Genomic DNA, 19,539 nt, shown 5'->3' with positions numbered 1-19,539 from the left:
TTTATTTCCGAAATCTTTCACTCCAGCTACGAATTCTGCTTGTCTGATTGCAGATGCCAGGTAACATAGGTATCCCCCCCATTTACGGGTGGACATGTGTTTATATATCCGACTATTAACAGAGAGACTATTATGAGCGTAGTGCCTGTAGCCGACGTACTCCAGGGCCGCGTAGCCGTTGACAGCGAAGTCACCGTGCGCGGATGGGTGCGTACCCGCCGAGATTCAAAAGCTGGCATCTCCTTCCTCGCCGTTTATGACGGTTCCTGCTTTGATCCTGTACAGGCCGTCATCAATAATTCTCTGCCCAATTACAATCAAGACGTATTACGTCTGACGACGGGCTGCTCGGTTATCGTAACGGGTAAAGTCGTTGCGTCTCCAGGACAGGGACAGAGCTTTGAAATCCAGGCAACCGAAGTTGAAGTGACCGGCTGGGTTGACGATCCTGATACCTACCCAATGGCCGCTAAACGTCACAGCATTGAGTACCTGCGTGAAGTGGCGCATATGCGTCCGCGCACCAACATGATTGGTGCAGTCGCGCGCGTTCGTCATACGCTGGCGCAAGCGCTGCATCGCTTCTTCCACGAGCAGGGTTTCTTCTGGGTATCCACTCCGCTGATCACCGCCTCCGATACCGAAGGCGCCGGTGAAATGTTCCGCGTTTCAACTCTGGATCTGGAAAACCTGCCGCGTAACGATCAGGGTAAAGTCGATTTCGATAAAGACTTCTTTGGTAAAGAAGCGTTCCTGACCGTTTCAGGTCAGCTGAACGGCGAAACCTACGCCTGTGCCCTGTCCAAAATCTATACCTTTGGACCGACCTTCCGTGCAGAAAACTCCAATACCAGCCGCCACCTGGCTGAGTTCTGGATGCTGGAGCCGGAAGTTGCGTTTGCCGATCTGAACGATGTTGCGGGTCTGGCTGAAGCCATGCTGAAGTACGCGTTCAAAGCCGTACTGAATGAGCGTGCAGATGACATGAAATTCTTCGCTGAACGTGTCGACAAAGACGCGATTTCACGCCTGGAGCGTTTCATTGAGGCTGACTTCGCGCAGGTGGATTACACCGACGCGGTAAGCATTCTGGAAAACTGCGGTAAAAAGTTCGAGAACCCGGTTTACTGGGGCGTGGACCTGTCTTCCGAGCATGAACGTTACCTCGCGGAAGAGCACTTTAAAGCGCCGGTGGTGGTTAAAAACTACCCGAAAGACATTAAAGCGTTTTATATGCGCCTTAACGAAGACGGTAAAACCGTCGCGGCAATGGACGTACTTGCTCCAGGAATCGGTGAGATCATCGGTGGTTCCCAGCGTGAAGAACGTCTGGACGTGCTGGATGCCCGTATGCTGGAGATGGGGTTGAACAAAGAAGATTACTGGTGGTATCGCGATCTGCGCCGCTACGGCACCGTTCCGCATTCCGGTTTCGGTCTGGGCTTTGAACGTCTGATAGCCTACGTTACTGGCGTACAAAACGTGCGTGATGTTATTCCGTTCCCGCGTACACCGCGTAACGCCAGCTTCTGATCCTGAATGATTCTGCCAAAGGCCAGCATTGCTGGCCTTTTTTATATCCATCACCCATACACCGTTTTTTCACTTAAGACAGACTCGCCATTCTTCCTGAATACAACCTCTTACTCCATTTGTCCTGTTACGTAATGTTTCTCTGCAATACATATGCACAAAAAATAATCAGTTCTTTTATTGTGGATTAGCATTTTCTGATTAAATAGACCATTTTTAATCACTCACATGGCATTCTGGATGGCCAAAAATAGTCAACTGTAAAAATCGAACTTTCCATTATTCGCACAGAAAAACGCCGTTATGATAATTAAATATAAGAAAATCATATAAATAGAAATGAAAGTGCTGTTTTTTAGCGCGGAGACAACTGAAGTTTGAAGTTGTTCACAAAGTTGCATAAAAATAACATTTAGTTACACATTTTTTCTTTTTGAAACCAAATCTTTATCTTTGTAGCACTTTGACGGTAGCGAAACGGTTGTTTGAATGGAAAGATGCCTGTCAGACACATAAAGACACCAAACTCTCATCAATAGTTCCGTAAATTTTGATTGACGGAATTTATTGGCGGCAGTGGCAGGTGTCATATAAAAACCGATGAGGGTAATAAATAATGATGAAGCGCAATATTCTGGCAGTGGTTATCCCTGCTCTGCTGGTAGCCGGGGCAGCTAACGCTGCAGAAGTTTATAACAAAGATGGCAACAAGCTGGATCTGTACGGTAAAACCGTGGGTCTGCACTATTTTACTGACAACGCTGGTGACGATGGCGATCAGACTTATGCTCGTCTTGGTTTCAAAGGGGAAACTCAGATTAATGCCGATCTGACTGGTTACGGTCAGTGGGAATACAACTTTGCCGGTAACAATTCTGAAGGCGGCAGTGACGCTCAGAACGGCAACAAAACCCGTCTGGCCTTTGCGGGTCTGAAATATGGCGACGCAGGTTCTTTCGATTACGGTCGTAACTACGGTATCGTTTACGATGCACTGGGCTACACCGATATGCTGCCAGAATTTGGTGGTGATACTGCATACAGCGACAACTTCTTCGTAGGTCGTGTTGGTGGCGTTGCAACCTACCGTAACTCCAACTTCTTCGGTCTGGTTGACGGCCTGAACTTTGGTGTTCAGTATCTGGGCAAAAACGAGCGTGACGGTAACACCAGCCGCTCTAACGGCGACGGTGTGGGCGGTTCTGTAAGCTACGAAATGGATGGCTTCGGTATCGTCGGTGCTTACGGCGCAGCTGACCGCACCAACGCGCAGGAAAACTCTGCCTACGCTAACGGCGGTAAAAAAGCTGAGCAGTGGGCGACCGGTCTGAAATATGACGCCAACAACATCTATCTGGCAGCAAACTACGGTGAAACCCGTAACGCTACCCGTTTCACCAACGGCATCAACAACGTGAGCGGTTTTGCTAACAAAACTCAAGACTTCTTTGTTGTCGCTCAGTACCAGTTCGATTTCGGCCTGCGTCCGTCCATCTCCTACAACAAATCTAAAGCGAAAGACGTAGAAGGTATCGGCAACGAAGATCTGGTGGACTACATCGAAGTAGGCGCAACCTACTACTTCAACAAAAACATGTCCACCTATGTTGACTACAAGATCAACCAGATCGATTCTGACAACAAACTGGGCGTGAACTCTGACGACATCGTGGCACTCGGTATCGTTTACCAGTTCTAATAGCAGACCTCTTTGCTAAATGCCTAAAAAACAGGACTTCGGTCCTGTTTTTTTATGTCCATCAGCGGATTCTTGCGTCTTCAAAAAACACTCTATCTTTTCGTCACTAACGGTTGGCATTTTGTAAATCTACCGTTAACCTGATAGCGGACTTCCCTTCTGTAACCACAATGGAACCTCGTCATGTTTGAGAACATTACCGCCGCTCCCGCCGACCCAATTTTGGGCCTGGCTGATTTGTTTCGTGCCGATGACCGCCCAGGGAAAATCAACCTCGGGATCGGTGTATATAAAGATGAGACAGGCAAAACGCCGGTGCTGACCAGCGTGAAAAAAGCCGAGCAATATATACTGGAAAATGAAACCACCAAAAACTACCTTGGCATTGACGGTATTCCGGAGTTTGGTCGCTGCACTCAGGAATTACTGTTTGGTAAAGGTCACGCACTGATTAACGACAAACGCGCACGTACCGCGCAAACCCCTGGTGGCACCGGTGCATTGCGTGTGGCGGCTGATTTCCTGGCAAAAAATACCTCAACGCAGCGCGTATGGGTAAGTAACCCAAGCTGGCCGAACCATAAAAGCGTCTTTAACTCCGCCGGTCTGGAAGTTCGTGAGTACAATTATTACGACGCGGCCAGCCATTCATTAGACTTTGATGCGCTACTAGCAAGCCTCAGTGAAGCACAGGCAGGTGACGTGGTACTGTTCCACGGTTGCTGCCATAACCCTACCGGTATTGACCCTACGCTGGAGCAGTGGCAAACGCTGGCACAGCTGTCGGTAGAAAAAGGCTGGTTACCACTGTTCGACTTCGCTTATCAGGGCTTTGCTCGTGGTCTGGAAGAAGATGCCGAAGGCCTGCGTGCATTCGCCGCGCTGCACAAAGAGCTTATTGTCGCCAGCTCTTACTCCAAGAACTTTGGCCTGTACAATGAGCGCGTGGGTGCCTGTACGCTGATTGCTGCCGATGCCGACACCGTTGACCGTGCGTTCAGCCAGATGAAGTCCGTCATTCGTGCCAACTATTCCAACCCACCGGCCCACGGTGCATCGGTTGTCGCCACCATTCTGAGCAATGATGCCCTGCGTGCAATCTGGGAGCAGGAACTGACCGACATGCGTCAGCGCATTCAGCGTATGCGTCTGCTGTTTGTGAATACATTGCAGGAGAAAGGGGCGAACCGTGACTTCAGCTTTATCATCAAACAGAACGGCATGTTCTCCTTCAGCGGTCTGACGAAAGAACAGGTTCTGCGTCTGCGTGAGGAGTTTGGCGTTTACGCTGTCGCTTCCGGGCGCGTGAACGTCGCGGGTATGACGCCTGACAACATGGCGCCGCTGTGCGAAGCGATTGTTGCCGTGCTGTAAGCTCACCTGAAAAGAGAAAGCCCGCATATTCGTGCGGGCTTTTTTTTGCCGGATGGCGGCTAGCGCCTTATCCGGCCTACGGACTGGATTTACCAGACCGGCATTTCATCCTGCAGGAACGGATTGTGCTGGCGTTCATTCCCCAGCGTTGAAAGCGGACCGTGACCAGGAATAAACGTCACATCATCGCCCAAGGGTAATAACTTGCGTTTAATCGAGTCGATCAGCTGGCTGTGATCCCCGCGCGGGAAGTCGCTGCGTCCGACTCCACCTTTGAAAATCACATCGCCTGAAATCAGCAGCTTTGACTGTTCATCAAAGAAGACCACGTGCCCCGGCGTGTGGCCCGGACAATGCAACACCTGTAACGTCACGTTGCCAACGCTGATGCGATCGCCTTCGTTTAGCCAGCGATCGGGCGTTAACGGCTCGCAATCACCCAAGCCAAACATGCGGCTCTGCGAAGGCAGTCCCTGTAGCCAGAACTCATCTTCTTTTTCCGGACCGATAACCGGTACACCATAATGTTGCGCCAGTTCAGACGCCGCGCCCACGTGGTCAAGATGACCATGTGTGAGCAGGATCTGCATAAGCGTCAGACCGCTGGCATCCACTTCCTGTTTGATTTTCTCGGCATCGCCGCCGGGATCGACCAACGCGGCAAGACGCGTTTGTTCACACCAGATCAGCGAGCAGTTCTGAGCGAATGCAGTGACCGGAATAATACGATAGTTCATACAGCTCCTGTTTCATTAAGCGACGGCTCACCAGTGCCGTGCAGGCCCGGTGTCAATATGCACAAAGTTACTGCGTGGGTAGTATCCTACACCACCTGCGCGCATAGATAACGCAGCTTTGCGAATATTACTTAATGCAACGCCTTCAATGTGGAAATCCATGGCCTGCCCTTTGGTGTGGTAACTTTTCTTTGCCACACCGCGGCTGCGCGCGCGTAATTCGTTGTTGGTATCGACAGAACGATAGCCGGAGATCAGCTGTACGGGTTTACGCGTGCCGAGGAGGCCTTGCAGACGGAAGAGTTGATCGAACAATCCCGGATCGATGGACTTGACTTTATTCGCGCGAAAATCACGGAAAAAGTGGTTAAGTTTTGCTAATTCGTCCTGAATATAGCCCCTGCCATCAAAAAACTCAGCTTTAATTGACTCACCGGTATGCAGGTTATTCAGAGTCAATATACGCGGACGTGGGGTGGAGAGTGTAGCAAACGCAGGCGTGGGCAGGATGGCGGCGCCGAGGGCAACGCCACCAAGCGCCAGCAGTTTGCGGCGATTAGCGTCAAATTTGTCCATGGTATTAAGGTCTACAAGGTCAATGTTATCGTATGTATGCTCTAGCGCACGCGGGAAACCTTACCGGGCTAACTAGTCTGCGTCAAGGCTCCCAACCCCAGGAAATACGGGGCCTGTAGCCATTTCACCCCGTTTCCAACATAACTTACGACAATCATTTTCCTCGAACTGCTTCATTTATCTGATTAATTGTTCCACTTTTGACACAATTTGTGCACTGGATCGCGCAGTAAGATCGTAATTGTAAATATCTGTACGATATTGCGTACGCCCATCGGGTCCAACAAATGCGGTCAGATAGTAAAGATTAACCGGAATATTTTGGCGAATATTCACGTAGCGCGTATCCCCTTGTTTCAAGGCATCCGAGATCCGCGAATCATTCCAGCCCGCATCCTGTAGCAGCATATTCGCCAGTTCCGAGGCCTTATTCACGCGCACACAACCAGAGCTAAGCGCCCGCGTATCTTTCTGGAACAAATTATGATTCGGCGTATCGTGCAGATAAATAGCGTCTGAACTCGGCATATTGAATTTATAACGTCCCAACGAGTTGCGCGCACCCGGCGCTTGCTGGAAGCGGAACGGCAGATTTGACGGCGTAATCGTCGCCCAGTCCACCTGCCACGGATCGATAGTTTCTTTACTGTTCCAGCCACGCATCACGGTATACCCGTGACGTTCGAGATAGCCCGGATCGTTCCATACCTTAGGCAAAATGTCTTTGCGCGCCAGCGTCGGCGGAACGTTCCACGGTGGGTTTACGACGACGTTATTCAGCGCGCTGCTCATCATCGGCGTTTTACGGTCAGGACGTCCCACAATAACCCGTGAATCCAGCACCTGATTACCGTTTTGATAATAGACCAGCGAGTAAGCCGGAATATTAACCATAATCCCGGTAGACATCTCACCCGGCAGCAGGCGTAAACGCTGGATATTCAGTGCCAGCACACCCGCGCGCTGCGCGGGCGTCACGTTCAGCCAGTCACGCGTTGCCGGACCAATTGCACCATCGGCCCCCAATCCCTGCCATGTCTGAAAACGCTTTACCGCCGCAACCAGTTCACTGTCGTAAGCACTACGCCCTTCTCGGGCAGATGTACTGACTGTCGCATCCAGCATGCCGGTGCGCTGCAAAATTTCGCGCAGGGCCGGAATATCATTACTCCATTCACCTGGGCGCAGCGTGGCTGTGCTGGTTAACTGTGGCCACGGACGTGAATCGCCCACCAGCTTCAGCAGCGATTCATGCATCGCCGCGTACTGCGGGTGCTGCGGCGTCAGACTGGCTATAAAGGGGGTTAACTGGCCGTTATCCAATGCCACCTGCCATTGATTAATCACTGAAATGGGCGGCGTAGTCAGCGCGTAAGGCTTGTCGCTGTAGAGCCAGCGATTACCTTTGACCGGGATATTGGCAATAAAGTGAAGGTAGCCCATCATCGCGTCAGAAAGAACGGCATCCCGCGCCAGGCCCGTTACGCCTGGGTCGGTCAATAAAGCCACCCAATTAGTGAACTGCGGCTGAAAACCGGCAATCGCCACCTCGGCGAGCTGTTGCTGAAAGGCTTTGACCGCATCGCGATTTTCCCACATCGGTTTCATATCGCGGGCGGCGTACAGCAACTCCAGTTGGCTCATGTAAACCGGCGTATAACCTACTGGAAGTTGAGAACGTAATTCTGCGCGGGCATTATCCACAGACGCGCCATCCGGCAGCGCCTGAATACCCGCCATCACGGCTGTGGCTAAAGATTGTCCCTGCGGCTGCGATAACGCGGTTGGCTGCTCGCTGACGGTCGCTGAGCTGTCGCCAGGGATCATTTCAGGCTCATCGGCCTGCGCATTGAACAGCGGAGCGAATGTTACGGCCAGGCACAAACTGATTGCCGACAGCCGACGACCACACATTTTATTAAGCAACATCCCTTGCCCCCTGTTTTCTTTATCATACTTAAATAGCCAGGCCGTCTGTATTCTCCCGATTATCTCGGGGCGGGCCTGTAAAACGCCAATACGCTCTGAAGTATGACGAGCAAGCCCGGTGACGCGTCGGGCTTATCTTCAGTATATAAACATCAAATCGTTTTTGCCTAACCTAATGTAAAGAAATATAAAGAAATTACACCTGGCATTGAGTACTTTTCAGAAAAGAAGAAGGCGGCCCTTTAGCCGCCTTCCTGACTTAACTTGCCTGCGATGAGGCATCTTCCGTTCCGGGCAGCGGTTCAGGAAGCTGCGGTGCAAACCCGCGCAGACCCACTACATGAACGTGCTCAGTATTCTGGAAGACCTTACGCACCAGTTTATAGGTGGTGCCTTTCTCCGGGCTGATGTTCTCCGGCGCGGCGATAATAAGCTGCATCTGCAAACGCTCGCACAGTTCAAACAGGGTCGCGATAGAGCGTGCATCCAGTCGTGCGGCCTCATCAAGGAACAGCAGACGACACGGGGAAATATCTTTCCCACGCAGTCTACGTCCTTCATCCTCCCAGCTTTGTACCACCATCACCAGAATCGACATCCCGGTACCGATCGCTTCACCCGTTGACAGCGCACCGGACTCAGCACGCAGCCAGCCGTCTGAACCACGGTTAACTTCAACTTCCATTTCCAGATAGTTGCGGTAGTCCAGTAGCTCTTCACCAATGGTTTGCGGCGTGCGCTGCCCCATGTCAATCTGCGGATTCAGACGCTGATACAGCTTCGCCAGCGCTTCCGAGAAGGTCAGGCGGTTACTGTTAAACAGATCCTGGTGCTGCTCGTGCTGCTCGGACAGGACATCCAGCAACGTGGCGTGGGTTTCACGCACGTTAACGTTCAGACGAACGCTGTTAACCTGACCAAAGGAGACGTTTTGCAGACCCTGGTTCAGCATACGAATACGGTTTTGCTCGCGCTGGATAGTCTTACGGATGATGTTCGCCACGCTGCGGGAGCTGATCGCCAGCTTCTGTTCACGCGAGGTTAACTCTTCCGTCAGGCGGCTAAGCTCAATTTCCATTTGCTCGATGGCTTCCACCGGATCGTCGGTGCGGATAATATCCTGACGAATACGTTCGCGCAGATGCTGGTAGACCGCCACGAAGAACTGGATTTTGCGTTCCGGACGCTTCGGATCTTCGGACATGCGCAGTACGTCACGCAGATGTTCGTTATCCGCCACCGCCAGACGTAGCGCACCCAACGCCTTATCCGACATTGAACGTAATTCATCCCCGGAAAGATAAGCCAGCTCGCGACGGTGCAGACGACGTTCAACGCCATTGTCTTTCACCATGCGCATCACGGCGCACCATCCGGCTTTCGCCATGACCACCTGCTCACGCATTTCAAAATAATCACGTTCCAGCTTACGCAGCCTGCGGGTCAGGTTATCCATTTCCGCTTCGCAGAAGGTCAGTGCTTTTTCCAGCTGGTTACGGCGCGCACGGTTGTTGCTGAGCTGCGCGTGCAGCTCATCACGACGGATACGCGCTCGTTCTTCCGCTCCGCTGTCGGCGCGAACGCCAATATCCTGCAGCTCGCGCTGTAAATCGTTGAGCAGCTCTTTTTTGGTGTCATACGAGCTTTTCAGCGACGCCATTACCTGGCTGTACTGACTTAGCTGTGCAGCATGACTGCGCAAGGCTTCACGAGCACGGGTACGTTCAGCTTCTGCGTGCTCCAGACGTTCACGCAGCTTCTCGTTCAGATCGCTGTTACCGCTGAGCATATCTGCCGAGTCGGAATAGCTAAAGTGCGCGCGGCGCTGGACGACTTCAGTCAGCGCAAACGCCTGCTGACGCGCGTCACGCTGCATTTGCTGCGAGTATGCGTAGTCTTCTTTTAACTGTTCAAACTGCTCGGGGTCATTTTGCAGAACCGAAACCATCGGCTCCAGTTTGGCAAGCTGATTACCATGCTGCTGAACAAAACGCGCGGCCTCCTGGGCTTCATCCAGACGTTCGCGGATTTCGTCTACGCGGTCAGCTAAGGTGTCATCGGCCAGTAGATTCAAACGCGGCAACAGGCGGTTAAGGGCTGAGACGCCCTCTTTCGCCTGTTCAAACTGCATGCGTTGCTGCTGGTTATCATTTTCATGATTGGTCAGCGCACGCTCCAGCTCAACACGGCGGCTGTTCAGTTGGCGAATTTCCGCCTCGGGATCGGATTCAAACGCCACCGATAGATGGCTGCCGATGAAGCGGCTAAACGCCTGGTGCAGACGTTGCGTTTTCTGGACGTCAAAAGAGAGCGTGGCGAAGCGTTCGGACAGCCCTTCACGTTCGGCATGCAGGGTTTCTATGCGACTTTCCCGCGCGGCGCGACCAAAAATCGGTACCGTCGGGAAGCGAGAATAACGCCACTGACGCTCGGCGGTTTTCACCACCACCGCGCCTTCCAGTTCATCCACGCTGAAGACGCTGTCATCAAACGACTGCGGGTCCCCTTCGATGAAATAGAGATCTTCCGGGCAATCCGTCAGTCCAGACAGCTGTTCGGTGACAAGCGACAGGTCCGGGACCACGATGGCATGGCGCGACGGGCCATACAGCGCGGAGAAGTACGGGGCATCTTCAAGGCTGACGTCATCGTAGATTTCTGACAGCAGCACGCCACCAAAACGTTCGGCCAGTGCGTTGAGGCGCTGATCTTCTGCGCCCCCCGGCTGACTTAAGCGTTCTATCTCTTCATCTACCGCGTTTTTACGTGCGCCGACTTCATCACGCTCAACAATGGCTTCGCGTTCGCGCTCCAGCAGTTGTTGCAGATATTCGGTGACCTCCTGGCTGGAGGTAAACTCTTCACCGCACTGCTCGCTGAGCTGGTTGAGGCTATTTTGCGCCGCCAGCCAGACAGGGGCTCGTTGCATTAAATGCTGAATACGGGATTGCAGTTGTTCCTGCTCCTGACGCAGGGTCATACGCTGTTCGCTGGCAGACGACACGCTATCAGACAAGGACGCGATGCGGGCTTCCAGCTCCTGGTGCAGGGCTTCCAGCTCGTCGATGTCGAAGTGTTTACCCTGACGCTTACAGAATTCAGCCAGCAAACGCTCGGCCTCCTGCTGTTCGCGCAGACGCTGTTCCAGCTCGCTCAGCCGCATGCGCAGCGGCTGAACCTGCTCCGCCAGATGCCGTTGCTCAACGCCTTCACGCAGCAGCTCACGCGCCACGCTCCAGGCTTCGCCGCGCGCCAGCGGGCCGTTTATCGCCGCCACCAGCTGATAGGCTTGTTCGAACTGGCTGTGCGCGGTTTGCGCCACGCTCATTTTTTGTTCGAGCGTCAGTAGTTTTTCCGTGGCTTCCTGCTCTTTCGCCTGGAAGGTTTCCAGCCACTCCGCTGCGGAGTCTGGCGTCAGATCCGGTAAATGACAGATCTCTTTGGCCCGGCTCAGTGCCTGAATCGCCTGAGTATACTGAATCGCACGCGTTTGCTGGACGTCCAGCGCCTGCTGATAATCGGCAAGCTGGTTTTTCAGCTCATCCACTTCCAGCTCGGCGGCTTCCGCCCGCGCTTCGTTGTCTTCCTGGCGATCGGCGGCTTCCGCCACCACTTCATTTTGTTCTTCGAGACGGATCTGTAACTCTTCGAGATCCGCTTCATAACGTTCAATTTTTTCCTGCTGACGCAGCGCGGTTTGCACCAGATTCAGGTGATCGCTGGCCGCCTGATAATCGGCTTCAAGGTCGCCTTCGGCGCCATTATGCTCGCCCAGCTCACGCGCCATATCCACGTGCTTATACTGCTCTGCCGCCAGTTGTTTACGTGACGTGTGCAGCTCACGACGATATTCCAGCGCTTTATCCAGGTGAATACGACGTTCGTTGGCATGGCGCATATAGTCCGCCGCCACGTAGTTGGTCGCTTCGCTGATCAGGTGCTTAAACAGGTCGCGGTCAGACTGGGTCACGCGTATGGCTTCCAGCGTCATGCGGTTTTCACGCAGCGCGGCTTCCATATCCTGGAACGCTTTACGCACCCCGCCGTTTTCCGGCAGCAGGTAGTCACGAAGCGAACGGGTGATGGCGCTGGAAATCCCGCCATAAAGCGAGGCTTCAATCAGACGATAGAATTTGCTTCGATCGGAAGCGGAGCGCAGACGACGAGCGATGATGCCCAAATCGAACATCAGCGAGTGATAATCCGTTATCGAGTTGAATTGCTTAAACTGGACGCCTTCCATCTCCTCAAGCTTATCTTTCAGCTCTGCAAGAGACAGGACGCGCGCTTGACGCTCGTTCAACGTTTCTGTGACCAGTTCGGTTGGCTGTACCGACATCGGCAGCCCCTGAATGGCGAACGGTTTGATATCCACTTTACGATCGCGCCCGGCGACCTGTTGCAAGCGCACGCCAACCACTACGCGTTGATGACGCGAATTCAGGACGTCGAGCATCGAGTAACAGACACCCGCTTTGAGCTTACCGTGCAGGCCTTTATCACGCGATCCGCTAGTCGCACCGGCTTCGGTGGTATTACGGAAATGCAGTAAGGTTAAGTCCGGAATCAGTGCCGTAACAAATGCCGCCATAGTGGTGGATTTACCGGCACCGTTTCCGCCGGACAACGTGGTAACCAGTTCATCCAGGTCAAACGTGCGGGCAAAAAAACCATTCCAGTTGATCAGCGTTAGTGAGCGAAATTTACCGCGTTCAATCATTATTCTTCCTCTCCACTGTCCGGCTGATTCTCTTCTGGCTCATCGTTGAGTTGCAGATTATTCTCGACCGACATCGCCTCACCATCACGAATTAAACGACGCTGCGCTTCGCGCGGATCGTCACCGCTGCGCACATCCGCGCCAAAGCGGAACACCGATTCCGTAATGCGGAATTTGCTACTGTCATGGCCCATAAACCACACCATGCCTAAGCGGCGCAGGCGGTTTAATGAAGAACGTACTTTTTCCTGCAGCTTCTGACGGTCAACGTCCGAGCCGGTGGAGCGGTTATTCACCAGCCTGAGCAATTTAGCTTCGTCCGCCAACGTCAGCAGTTCGTCGTACAGTTCTTGCTGGGTAAAAATCCCTTCATTGGCCAGACGTTCCGGGCTGAGATAGAGATAGCAAAGAATTTTACCAACCATCATGTCCAGTTCAGACAATACTGAGCGCGGAATAAGCGTGGTCGAGCGCGGACGAAGGTAGAAAAAACCCTCCGGGGCGCGAATGAGCTCCACGTTATAGCGGCTGTAAAATTCTTCAAAATATTCCTGAAAGTCCATCAGGAAGGCATGATTGTCCAGCTCATCCAGCCCGATATGTCGACCCGAACGTAATGCGCTGTCCAGCGCCGGAAATAACGGATTCGCCAGCGCCTGCGCCAGCTTAACCGGCATCACTTTTTCAATATTTGTCAATGACATGCGCCTGTACCTTGGCTCCGTAATCATTAATCGGCTGCCATTTGGCTGGCAGTCCGGTGAAATCTGCTTGCGCTACGCCAAGGCGTACCGCCTGATCGATAACAATACGCGCAACGTCGAAGTGACGCGCGCGCGGATATTGCGCCAGATACTCGCGCACTACCAAACCGAGATCCAGTGGCGTTTGTCTGGATTTATAGATAGCCAACTGTTCTTCGATGATCGCTGCCAGCTGTTCACGGATCTCGTTAAATTCTTCATACTCAAGGTCCGGCGGCAGTTCCCCAGTGACCTCTTCATCACGCAACACCATCTCTTCGTCACGCATGTCCAGCAGACGATCGGCATTGGCATAGGTCAACGCCCACGGATCGTCAAAGTAAGTCTGGACAGACTGGCGCAAACGCTGAGCAAAGACGCGGTTTTTATCCATATCAATCGCGGTACGGATGAATTTATGCACGTGGCGATCGTAGCCGATCCACAGATCGATGGATTGCTGACCCCAGCTTATAATACGGTCAAGCTTGCTCTGTAAGTCGAACACCAGACGGTCAACGAAATGCAGATCGTCATGGGTCATGGTGGAGTCCTGAATACGCAGCAGGTTAGCCTGTAGCTTATCCCCCGCTGCTTCCAGCGTGTCCTGCAGTTCACGCAGCGTGCCGGAGGTTTCAGACAGCAGCATTTCGCAGCTGGAAATCGCCGCCCGCCAGTCTTTATTCAGCAATTGGGCAATGTCGTCTTTCACCTGCTGCTGCTGCTCATCCATAATGCGCTGCGTCAGGTCGATGCTGTCGAAGATTTCCGCCACCGAATATTTCAGCGGTGCGTACACATTGCGGTGCCAGTGGAACTCATCGCCGCCTTCTTCGGCCGCATCTGCCGCGCGCTTCAGTTCCCCAGCCACAATTGAGAGCTGCATGGAAAGGCGCAGCGTCGAGAACTCACGCTGGCGGATGTAATAATCGGTGATGCCAATCCCCAATGGCGTCAGACGATAAATGGCGTTTCCTTCCGCCTGCTCGCTGGTAAAGCGGTTCAGCAGACGTTGACGCACCATATCGTTGATCGCGTTGTTGGCGCGCACGCCGATGGTTTCGCTGGTTTGCTCAAACGCATCACTGACATGGCGGAATGCATCCACCAGTTCGCCTTCACTCATCTCACCGTCAAGCCGCTCACCGTTCAACGTAGCCACAGCCAGCAGAAAAGAAAGTCTGTCTACCGGCAGAGAGATGGAAAAGTCATTTTTTCTGGCCCAGGCAACCAGTTCGGGGACTGTCTGGGAAAATTCACTCATAGGTTATCCTTGCATCTGCGGTTTGCGCGCGGTGACATGAATATAACGCCCAAGGCTGATAAACGGCTCCTGGCGACAATAGCGCGTTTCTATTTCTGTTAAAGCGTCAAAACAGTCATGCTGTTTTTGTTTATCACGCAGATAATCATGAAACACCCTCACGCCCGTTTTACCGGTTATCTCCCAGCCGATCTCCTCCAGCCAGCCATAGACTTGCTGAGGGTCGCGCGGGAAATCGGGAGACAACGTGCGCCGTTTCTTTTTATACATTCCCTGCTGTACATAGCCAAAATTACCGACCAACACATTACGCATCAACAGACCGTTTGCATTGTAGAACATCAGCGATAAAGCACCGCCCGGGCGTAACATCGACCACAGTGTTTTTAAGACCTCTTGCGGGTCAGCCACCCATTCCAGCACAGCATGAAACAATATCAGATCAACCTGAGAATCCAAATGCTGCGGAATGTCCTGAGCGGCACAATGTATAAAATGCATGTTGTCGCTCACACCTTGCTCTTCTGCCGCTCGTTGCGCTCGCGCCACCATTTCAGCAGAAAGATCGCACAAGGTGACGTGATGGCCCCGCTGCGCCATCAGAATGGCTGTCTGCCCTTCTCCGCCACCCGCATCAAGCACACGCAACGTTTGGCCCGCGTAGTCGGCAAGCAGCGTGTCCAGATCCTGCCAGAGGATCGTCTGACGAAGCTGACCTTTGGTGGTACCGTAAATGTTACGGGAAAACTTCTCGGCAATATCATCAAAATTGCGATCCCGCATCGCGCACTCCACATGCTGGCTTAAGGGTGACTAAGTAAAACCGCTATTTTGTCACACCCACGCCGAGAATGAACCTTTCTGGTGTAATATCCCTGCTGATCTTCTGCTGTATGGTTAAAAAAGGAACCAAAAAGGATGCTTTTTACGCTGAAGAAAGTGATTGGCGGTATGATGCTGCCGCTTCCGTTGATGCTGCTGGTGATGGGGATAGGGCTGGCGCTAGTGTGGTTTAGTCGCTTTCAGAAAACAGGGAAAGTGTGTATTAGCCTTAGCTGGCTGGCACTTTTGCTGCTCAGCTTGCAGCCCGTCGCCGATAGTCTGCTAAAACCGATTGAGGATACCTATCCCACCTGGCAGGATACGCAGAAAGTCGAGTTTGTTGTGGTACTGGGCGGAGGTTATACTTGGAACCCGCAATGGGCGCCGAGTTCAAATCTTATCAATAATAGCCTTCCGCGCCTCAATGAAGGTCTGCGCCTGTGGCGAGCCAATCCGGGATCGAAACTTATCTTTACTGGTGCTGCAGCTAAGACCAATCCCGTCAGCACTGCTGAAGTTGGTGCCCGAGTGGCGCAATCACTGGGGGTTCCCCGCAGTGAGATAATTACCCTGGATGAACCTAAAGATACCGAAGAAGAAGCCGCCGCAGTGAAAAAAACAATCGGTGACGCGCCATTCCTGCTGGTGACCTCCGCATCACATTTACCGCGCGCGATGATCTTCTTCCAGCAGGCCGGACTGCATCCGCTACCAGCACCCGCTAATCAACTGGCGATAGACTCTCCGCTGAACCCGTGGGAGCGCGCCATTCCGTCCCCCGTCTGGCTGATGCACAGCGATCGCGTCGGCTACGAAACGCTGGGAAGGATCTGGCAGTGGTTGAAGGGCTCATCAGGCGAGCCAGGGCAACAGTGATTTGGTTGCCAGATCAAAGTTAGACCGACTGAAACGCCCGGTATTGACCAACTGGGCGACTTCATCCCACAACACATACAGCCAGCGTCGCCAGATGAACGACTCCGCCACGGGCGCGCGTTGCAGATATTGCCACAACAGGCTTTCCGCCAGCGCATTATCCATCAGCCGGAACAGCTCAAACTCTCTTGGCGCCCAGAGCATTAATCCCGGCCCGACCATTGCCAGGAGCTGATCGCTACGAGCATCTTTGAGCATACTGCGCAAACTGAAATTGCCGTGGATCAGAACGCAGTTATCGTTAAAACCTTCGAACAGGCTGGGCAGGCACTCTCGGGTACGAAACAAAATCCGTTTGTCCTGCATCGTTAACCCGGTATTGCTGAACTGGTTGAGGGTGCTCCACAACACCTCCACACGTTGACGATACCAGGATGGCCAGAAATTTTCCTGGGTATTATCCACCTCACCAACACATCCGCGACTGTCCTGGCGATGCCATGACAGCATACCTTCTACAATCTGATCTTTTAAATGTTCCCAACGCTCGGGCGTTCTGGCAGGTGCTTCCACCGGCACGCCGCGCAAGCGCTCAAGTAGCAGCACGTCCGGGCCAGGATGTTCCTCGTGCGTCAGGACACCATAAATGACCGGCATACGTACCGTACCACTGCGCGCCAGCATGGACGTTTTCCATGCCAGCTGCTGTGCCATACCCGGCGTAGTGAAACTTCTCGCCATCAGCGGCATCGGGTTTCCCTGGCTGTCATACAATGCCCACAGCGCTGTATCCGCTTTTTCATTCACGCATTCTATACGACTGAGTTTTTCACCCAGTAAATGACTGAGTTCGGCACGCAACTGTTCCATTTCAGATGGCCCTCATAAATGCGACTGCTTTCATAATGAGCGTCGTGCAGACGGATGTCACCCGGATGAGATCAATTGATGAACAGAAAAGTGGAAGAAAAGAATCAAGATACGACACTCCTCCCACTAATACTCGTCAGATATCAATCTGTAGTGAGGGGAGTGTGATTAGAAAAACTAACGCATTTCGGCGCGAACGCGCTCGAGATCTTCGGCGGTATCAACACCTGTGCCGGGTACTTCTTTTGCCACAGCAACGTGAATTTTTTCGCCGTACCACAGCACGCGGAGCTGCTCCAGCATTTCAATATGCTCAAGCGGGCTCGGCTGCCAATTAACATAGCGACGGATAAAACCGGCGCGATAGCCATAAATCCCCAGGTGACGCAGGAAAGTATCACCGACGGTTTCAAGACTTTTGGCAAAACGATCGCGATCCCAGGGAATAGTTGCCCGTGAGAAATAGAGCGCATAACCTTCCGAATCCAGTACCACTTTTACCGCATTAGGATTAAAGGCTTCTTCCGTGGTGTGGATCGGCGCGGCAAGCGTTGCCATACCGACCTGCCGCTGCGCCAGGTTCTCTGCTACCTGCCGAATAATGACCGCCGGGATCATCGGCTCATCACCCTGCACGTTCACAATAACGGTATCGTCGCTAAAACCACATTTCTCGACGACTTCCGCCAGGCGCTCCGTTCCGGACTGGTGATCGGCGCGCGTCATGCACACTTCCCCACCCACCGCTTCGACTGCGCGAGCAACATCTTCATGATCGGTAGCAACAATAATGCGATCGGCACCGGACTCGCGCGCACGCTCCAGAACATGCACGATCATCGGTTTGCCGTTGATATCCAGCAGTGGCTTACCGGGCAGACGCGTAGACGCATAGCGCGCGGGAATAATGACCACAAAACTCATGATTTACTCTCATCCGCCGTCAGGGCGCGAGCTTCCGTTTCCAGCAACACGGGAATACCGTCTCGCAGTGGGAACGCCAGGTTATCCGGCTTACAAATAAGTTCCTGTTTTTCCTGGTTGTACCAGAGTTTTCCATTGCATACCGGGCAGGCAATAATTTCAAGCAGACGATGATCCATAGTTCCTCCAGATGGACCGGATTGTGAATCCGTAAATATTAACATATTCGTTTAGCGGGCTGGGGCTATTTCCCAGCCATCACGGCAGTCGACAAATAAACTGTCAGGATAGCGTCCCAGCGTAACGCGTGTCGCCTGTTGCCAGCGCGCAAAATCATCGATGGCCTGGAACACGCCCCTTTGCAGGGTAATTCCCGGTTTGACGCCATCCTGCAACCATAGTGAGATAATCTCCAGCACGCCCGTTTTACGGTGCATTTTAGCATCCATACGGCCCACCAGTTGCCCACGATGCAGCAAAGGCAAAACAAAATAGCCGTACTGCCGTTTCGGCGCTGGCGTATAGCACTCCAGCCGATAGTTAAAATCAAACAACTGCTCCGCGCGTTTACGATCCCAGACCACCGGGTCAAAGGGAGATAACACAGCACTGTGGGTGGCGGTTAATCTGCCCGCCTTTGCCTGTTCAAGCAATGGTAGAAGATCGCTATGGAGCCACATAGGTCCCAACCTTTCGACATCGACAGGGATGATTTTCCGTTGCTCTGCGCGCACATCACGCCAGTTTTTGAGTTCTGGACGCTTCAATCGATAGTAGTCCGCCAGCCACGGTTCGCGGAAAATACCGAGGCTGCGCGCACTGTTGTCCAGCATGGCCGTTTCCGCTTGCGTCTGCGAAAGCAAGTCTCGTTCATCATCCCAGTGCGGCATAACCCGATGCGTTACATCATAGACCCGCTGGAAATTACGCCGCTCCACCACCATCACCCTACCGGCGGTGAACAGTCCTTCAAGATGACGTTTCTGCGGCTTCCATTCCCACCACCCGCTGGTTCCCTTGCGCGGATGCTCAAAATCGGCTGAACGCACCGGTCCATTTTGCTGAATGTGATGAAGCAATTGTTCAATCTCATGGACATGCTCTTGCATCCAGGCGGCTTTGTACTTCCAGCCCATATTCTCTGGGGCAAGCATACGATGGCGAATCAGCATAAAGTCGCTACGCGGTAAGAAGCACGCCTCATGCGCCCAATATTCCATCAACTCGCCACGTAGTAGCGAGTCATCCAGCCACTGCGGGGAATAGTCGCCCAGGCGACTGAACAGCACCAGATAAGGGCTACGCGCGACAATATTAATGGTGTCTATTTGCAGTAAAGACATGCGCGTAATGATCGCGAGAATATCTGCCGGGGTCGCCCGACGACGTGTTTTTTTCAGCAGGCCCTGTGCTGCCAGGTGAAGATGACGAGCATCCGTCAGAGAAAGGTGCGGCAACGACATGGATAACCT

15 protein-coding genes are annotated in these 19,539 nt (G+C 53.0%); 4 read left to right on the top strand and 11 right to left on the bottom strand.

Annotated elements, in window-relative coordinates; all coding sequences use genetic code 11:
- Positions 1–132: 132 nt before the first annotated feature.
- The 3 genes from asnS to aspC all read left to right on the top strand — a co-directional run bounded on the left by asnS (position 133) and on the right by aspC (position 4,606).
- Positions 133–1,533: an asparagine--tRNA ligase gene (asnS, locus tag FCH32_RS07075; protein ID WP_117341721.1), complete on the top strand. Its 1,401-nt coding sequence runs from the start codon at positions 133–135 to the stop codon at positions 1,531–1,533.
- Between the two features lie 616 nt (positions 1,534–2,149).
- Entirely contained in the window at positions 2,150–3,232 is a 1,083-nt protein-coding gene (gene ompF / locus FCH32_RS07070; protein WP_115258933.1) for a porin OmpF, read from the top strand.
- Between the two features lie 183 nt (positions 3,233–3,415).
- Positions 3,416–4,606 carry an aspartate transaminase gene (gene aspC / locus FCH32_RS07065; protein WP_135912320.1) on the top strand — a complete coding sequence of 397 codons (1,191 nt, stop codon included), beginning with the start codon at positions 3,416–3,418 and terminating at the stop codon, positions 4,604–4,606.
- Between the two features lie 89 nt (positions 4,607–4,695).
- On the opposite strand, the gene FCH32_RS07060 is transcribed toward aspC, so the two are convergent.
- The 7 genes from FCH32_RS07060 to cmoM all read right to left on the bottom strand — a co-directional run bounded on the left by FCH32_RS07060 (position 4,696) and on the right by cmoM (position 15,358).
- Complete coding sequence (locus FCH32_RS07060) at positions 4,696–5,343, bottom strand: MBL fold metallo-hydrolase (protein WP_096757663.1); 648 nt, start codon at positions 5,341–5,343, stop codon at positions 4,696–4,698.
- Positions 5,344–5,370: 27 nt separating this feature from the next.
- Complete coding sequence (gene mepK / locus FCH32_RS07055) at positions 5,371–5,919, bottom strand: peptidoglycan L,D-endopeptidase MepK (protein WP_096757664.1); 549 nt, start codon at positions 5,917–5,919, stop codon at positions 5,371–5,373.
- Positions 5,920–6,096: 177 nt separating this feature from the next.
- Positions 6,097–7,848 carry a L,D-transpeptidase gene (gene ldtD, locus FCH32_RS07050; RefSeq protein ID WP_115258935.1) on the bottom strand — a complete coding sequence of 584 codons (1,752 nt, stop codon included), beginning with the start codon at positions 7,846–7,848 and terminating at the stop codon, positions 6,097–6,099.
- A 259-nt stretch (positions 7,849–8,107) separates the two neighbouring features.
- Entirely contained in the window at positions 8,108–12,568 is a 4,461-nt protein-coding gene (gene mukB / locus FCH32_RS07045) for a chromosome partition protein MukB (protein WP_135912321.1), read from the bottom strand.
- Complete coding sequence (gene mukE, locus FCH32_RS07040; RefSeq protein WP_096757667.1) at positions 12,568–13,272, bottom strand: chromosome partition protein MukE; 705 nt, start codon at positions 13,270–13,272, stop codon at positions 12,568–12,570. The genes mukB and mukE overlap by 1 nt, the downstream gene beginning before the upstream one ends.
- Positions 13,253–14,575, bottom strand: coding sequence for a chromosome partition protein MukF (gene mukF, locus FCH32_RS07035; RefSeq protein WP_096757668.1), 1,323 nt, complete (start codon positions 14,573–14,575; stop codon positions 13,253–13,255). Before mukF ends, mukE begins: the two co-directional genes overlap by 20 nt.
- A 3-nt stretch (positions 14,576–14,578) precedes the next feature.
- Complete coding sequence (cmoM, locus tag FCH32_RS07030) at positions 14,579–15,358, bottom strand: tRNA uridine 5-oxyacetic acid(34) methyltransferase CmoM (RefSeq protein WP_135912322.1); 780 nt, start codon at positions 15,356–15,358, stop codon at positions 14,579–14,581.
- A gap of 135 nt (positions 15,359–15,493) precedes the next feature.
- Here cmoM and elyC point away from each other — a divergent pair, with 135 nt between their 5' ends.
- Positions 15,494–16,273, top strand: a complete 780-nt coding sequence (gene elyC, locus FCH32_RS07025; protein ID WP_115258937.1) for an envelope biogenesis factor ElyC — start codon at positions 15,494–15,496, stop codon at positions 16,271–16,273.
- Here the strand turns inward: elyC and FCH32_RS07020 are convergent.
- The 4 genes from FCH32_RS07020 to FCH32_RS07005 form a co-directional block, all read right to left on the bottom strand.
- Positions 16,250–17,143: a YcbJ family phosphotransferase gene (locus tag FCH32_RS07020; RefSeq protein ID WP_096757672.1), complete on the bottom strand. Its 894-nt coding sequence runs from the start codon at positions 17,141–17,143 to the stop codon at positions 16,250–16,252. The two genes, elyC and FCH32_RS07020, sit on opposite strands and share 24 nt — an antisense overlap.
- Positions 17,144–17,320: 177 nt before the next feature.
- Positions 17,321–18,067, bottom strand: coding sequence for a 3-deoxy-manno-octulosonate cytidylyltransferase (gene kdsB, locus FCH32_RS07015; RefSeq protein WP_117341716.1), 747 nt, complete (start codon positions 18,065–18,067; stop codon positions 17,321–17,323).
- Entirely contained in the window at positions 18,064–18,246 is a 183-nt protein-coding gene (gene ycaR, locus FCH32_RS07010; protein WP_096757674.1) for a protein YcaR, read from the bottom strand. The genes kdsB and ycaR overlap by 4 nt, the downstream gene beginning before the upstream one ends.
- Positions 18,247–18,297: 51 nt before the next feature.
- Positions 18,298–19,530 (bottom strand): winged helix-turn-helix domain-containing protein, encoded by a 1,233-nt coding sequence (locus FCH32_RS07005; protein ID WP_174360685.1) that lies wholly within the window; start codon positions 19,528–19,530, stop codon positions 18,298–18,300.
- Positions 19,531–19,539 lie beyond the last annotated feature (9 nt).

Source organism: Citrobacter gillenii (assembly GCF_013337685.1).
Lineage (GTDB): Bacteria > Pseudomonadota > Gammaproteobacteria > Enterobacterales > Enterobacteriaceae > Citrobacter > Citrobacter gillenii.
This window is presented reverse-complemented; position numbering and strand designations above follow the sequence as displayed.

What these genes read in the sequence shown, in the direction of transcription:
- ycaR (WP_096757674.1), bottom strand. Translation starts at nt 18,246, where the DNA reads ATGGATCATCGTCTGCTTGAAATTATTGCCTGCCCGGTATGCAATGGA.
- FCH32_RS07005 (WP_174360685.1), bottom strand. Translation starts at nt 19,530, where the DNA reads ATGTCGTTGCCGCACCTTTCTCTGACGGATGCTCGTCATCTTCACCTG.
- mukB (WP_135912321.1), bottom strand. Translation starts at nt 12,568, where the DNA reads ATGATTGAACGCGGTAAATTTCGCTCACTAACGCTGATCAACTGGAAT.
- mukE (WP_096757667.1), bottom strand. Translation starts at nt 13,272, where the DNA reads ATGTCATTGACAAATATTGAAAAAGTGATGCCGGTTAAGCTGGCGCAG.
- kdsB (WP_117341716.1), bottom strand. Translation starts at nt 18,067, where the DNA reads ATGAGTTTTGTGGTCATTATTCCCGCGCGCTATGCGTCTACGCGTCTG.
- cmoM (WP_135912322.1), bottom strand. Translation starts at nt 15,358, where the DNA reads ATGCGGGATCGCAATTTTGATGATATTGCCGAGAAGTTTTCCCGTAAC.
- asnS (WP_117341721.1), top strand. Translation starts at nt 133, where the DNA reads ATGAGCGTAGTGCCTGTAGCCGACGTACTCCAGGGCCGCGTAGCCGTT.
- FCH32_RS07060 (WP_096757663.1), bottom strand. Translation starts at nt 5,343, where the DNA reads ATGAACTATCGTATTATTCCGGTCACTGCATTCGCTCAGAACTGCTCG.
- ldtD (WP_115258935.1), bottom strand. Translation starts at nt 7,848, where the DNA reads ATGTTGCTTAATAAAATGTGTGGTCGTCGGCTGTCGGCAATCAGTTTG.
- FCH32_RS07020 (WP_096757672.1), bottom strand. Translation starts at nt 17,143, where the DNA reads ATGGAACAGTTGCGTGCCGAACTCAGTCATTTACTGGGTGAAAAACTC.
- elyC (WP_115258937.1), top strand. Translation starts at nt 15,494, where the DNA reads ATGCTTTTTACGCTGAAGAAAGTGATTGGCGGTATGATGCTGCCGCTT.
- ompF (WP_115258933.1), top strand. Translation starts at nt 2,150, where the DNA reads ATGATGAAGCGCAATATTCTGGCAGTGGTTATCCCTGCTCTGCTGGTA.
- mepK (WP_096757664.1), bottom strand. Translation starts at nt 5,919, where the DNA reads ATGGACAAATTTGACGCTAATCGCCGCAAACTGCTGGCGCTTGGTGGC.
- aspC (WP_135912320.1), top strand. Translation starts at nt 3,416, where the DNA reads ATGTTTGAGAACATTACCGCCGCTCCCGCCGACCCAATTTTGGGCCTG.
- mukF (WP_096757668.1), bottom strand. Translation starts at nt 14,575, where the DNA reads ATGAGTGAATTTTCCCAGACAGTCCCCGAACTGGTTGCCTGGGCCAGA.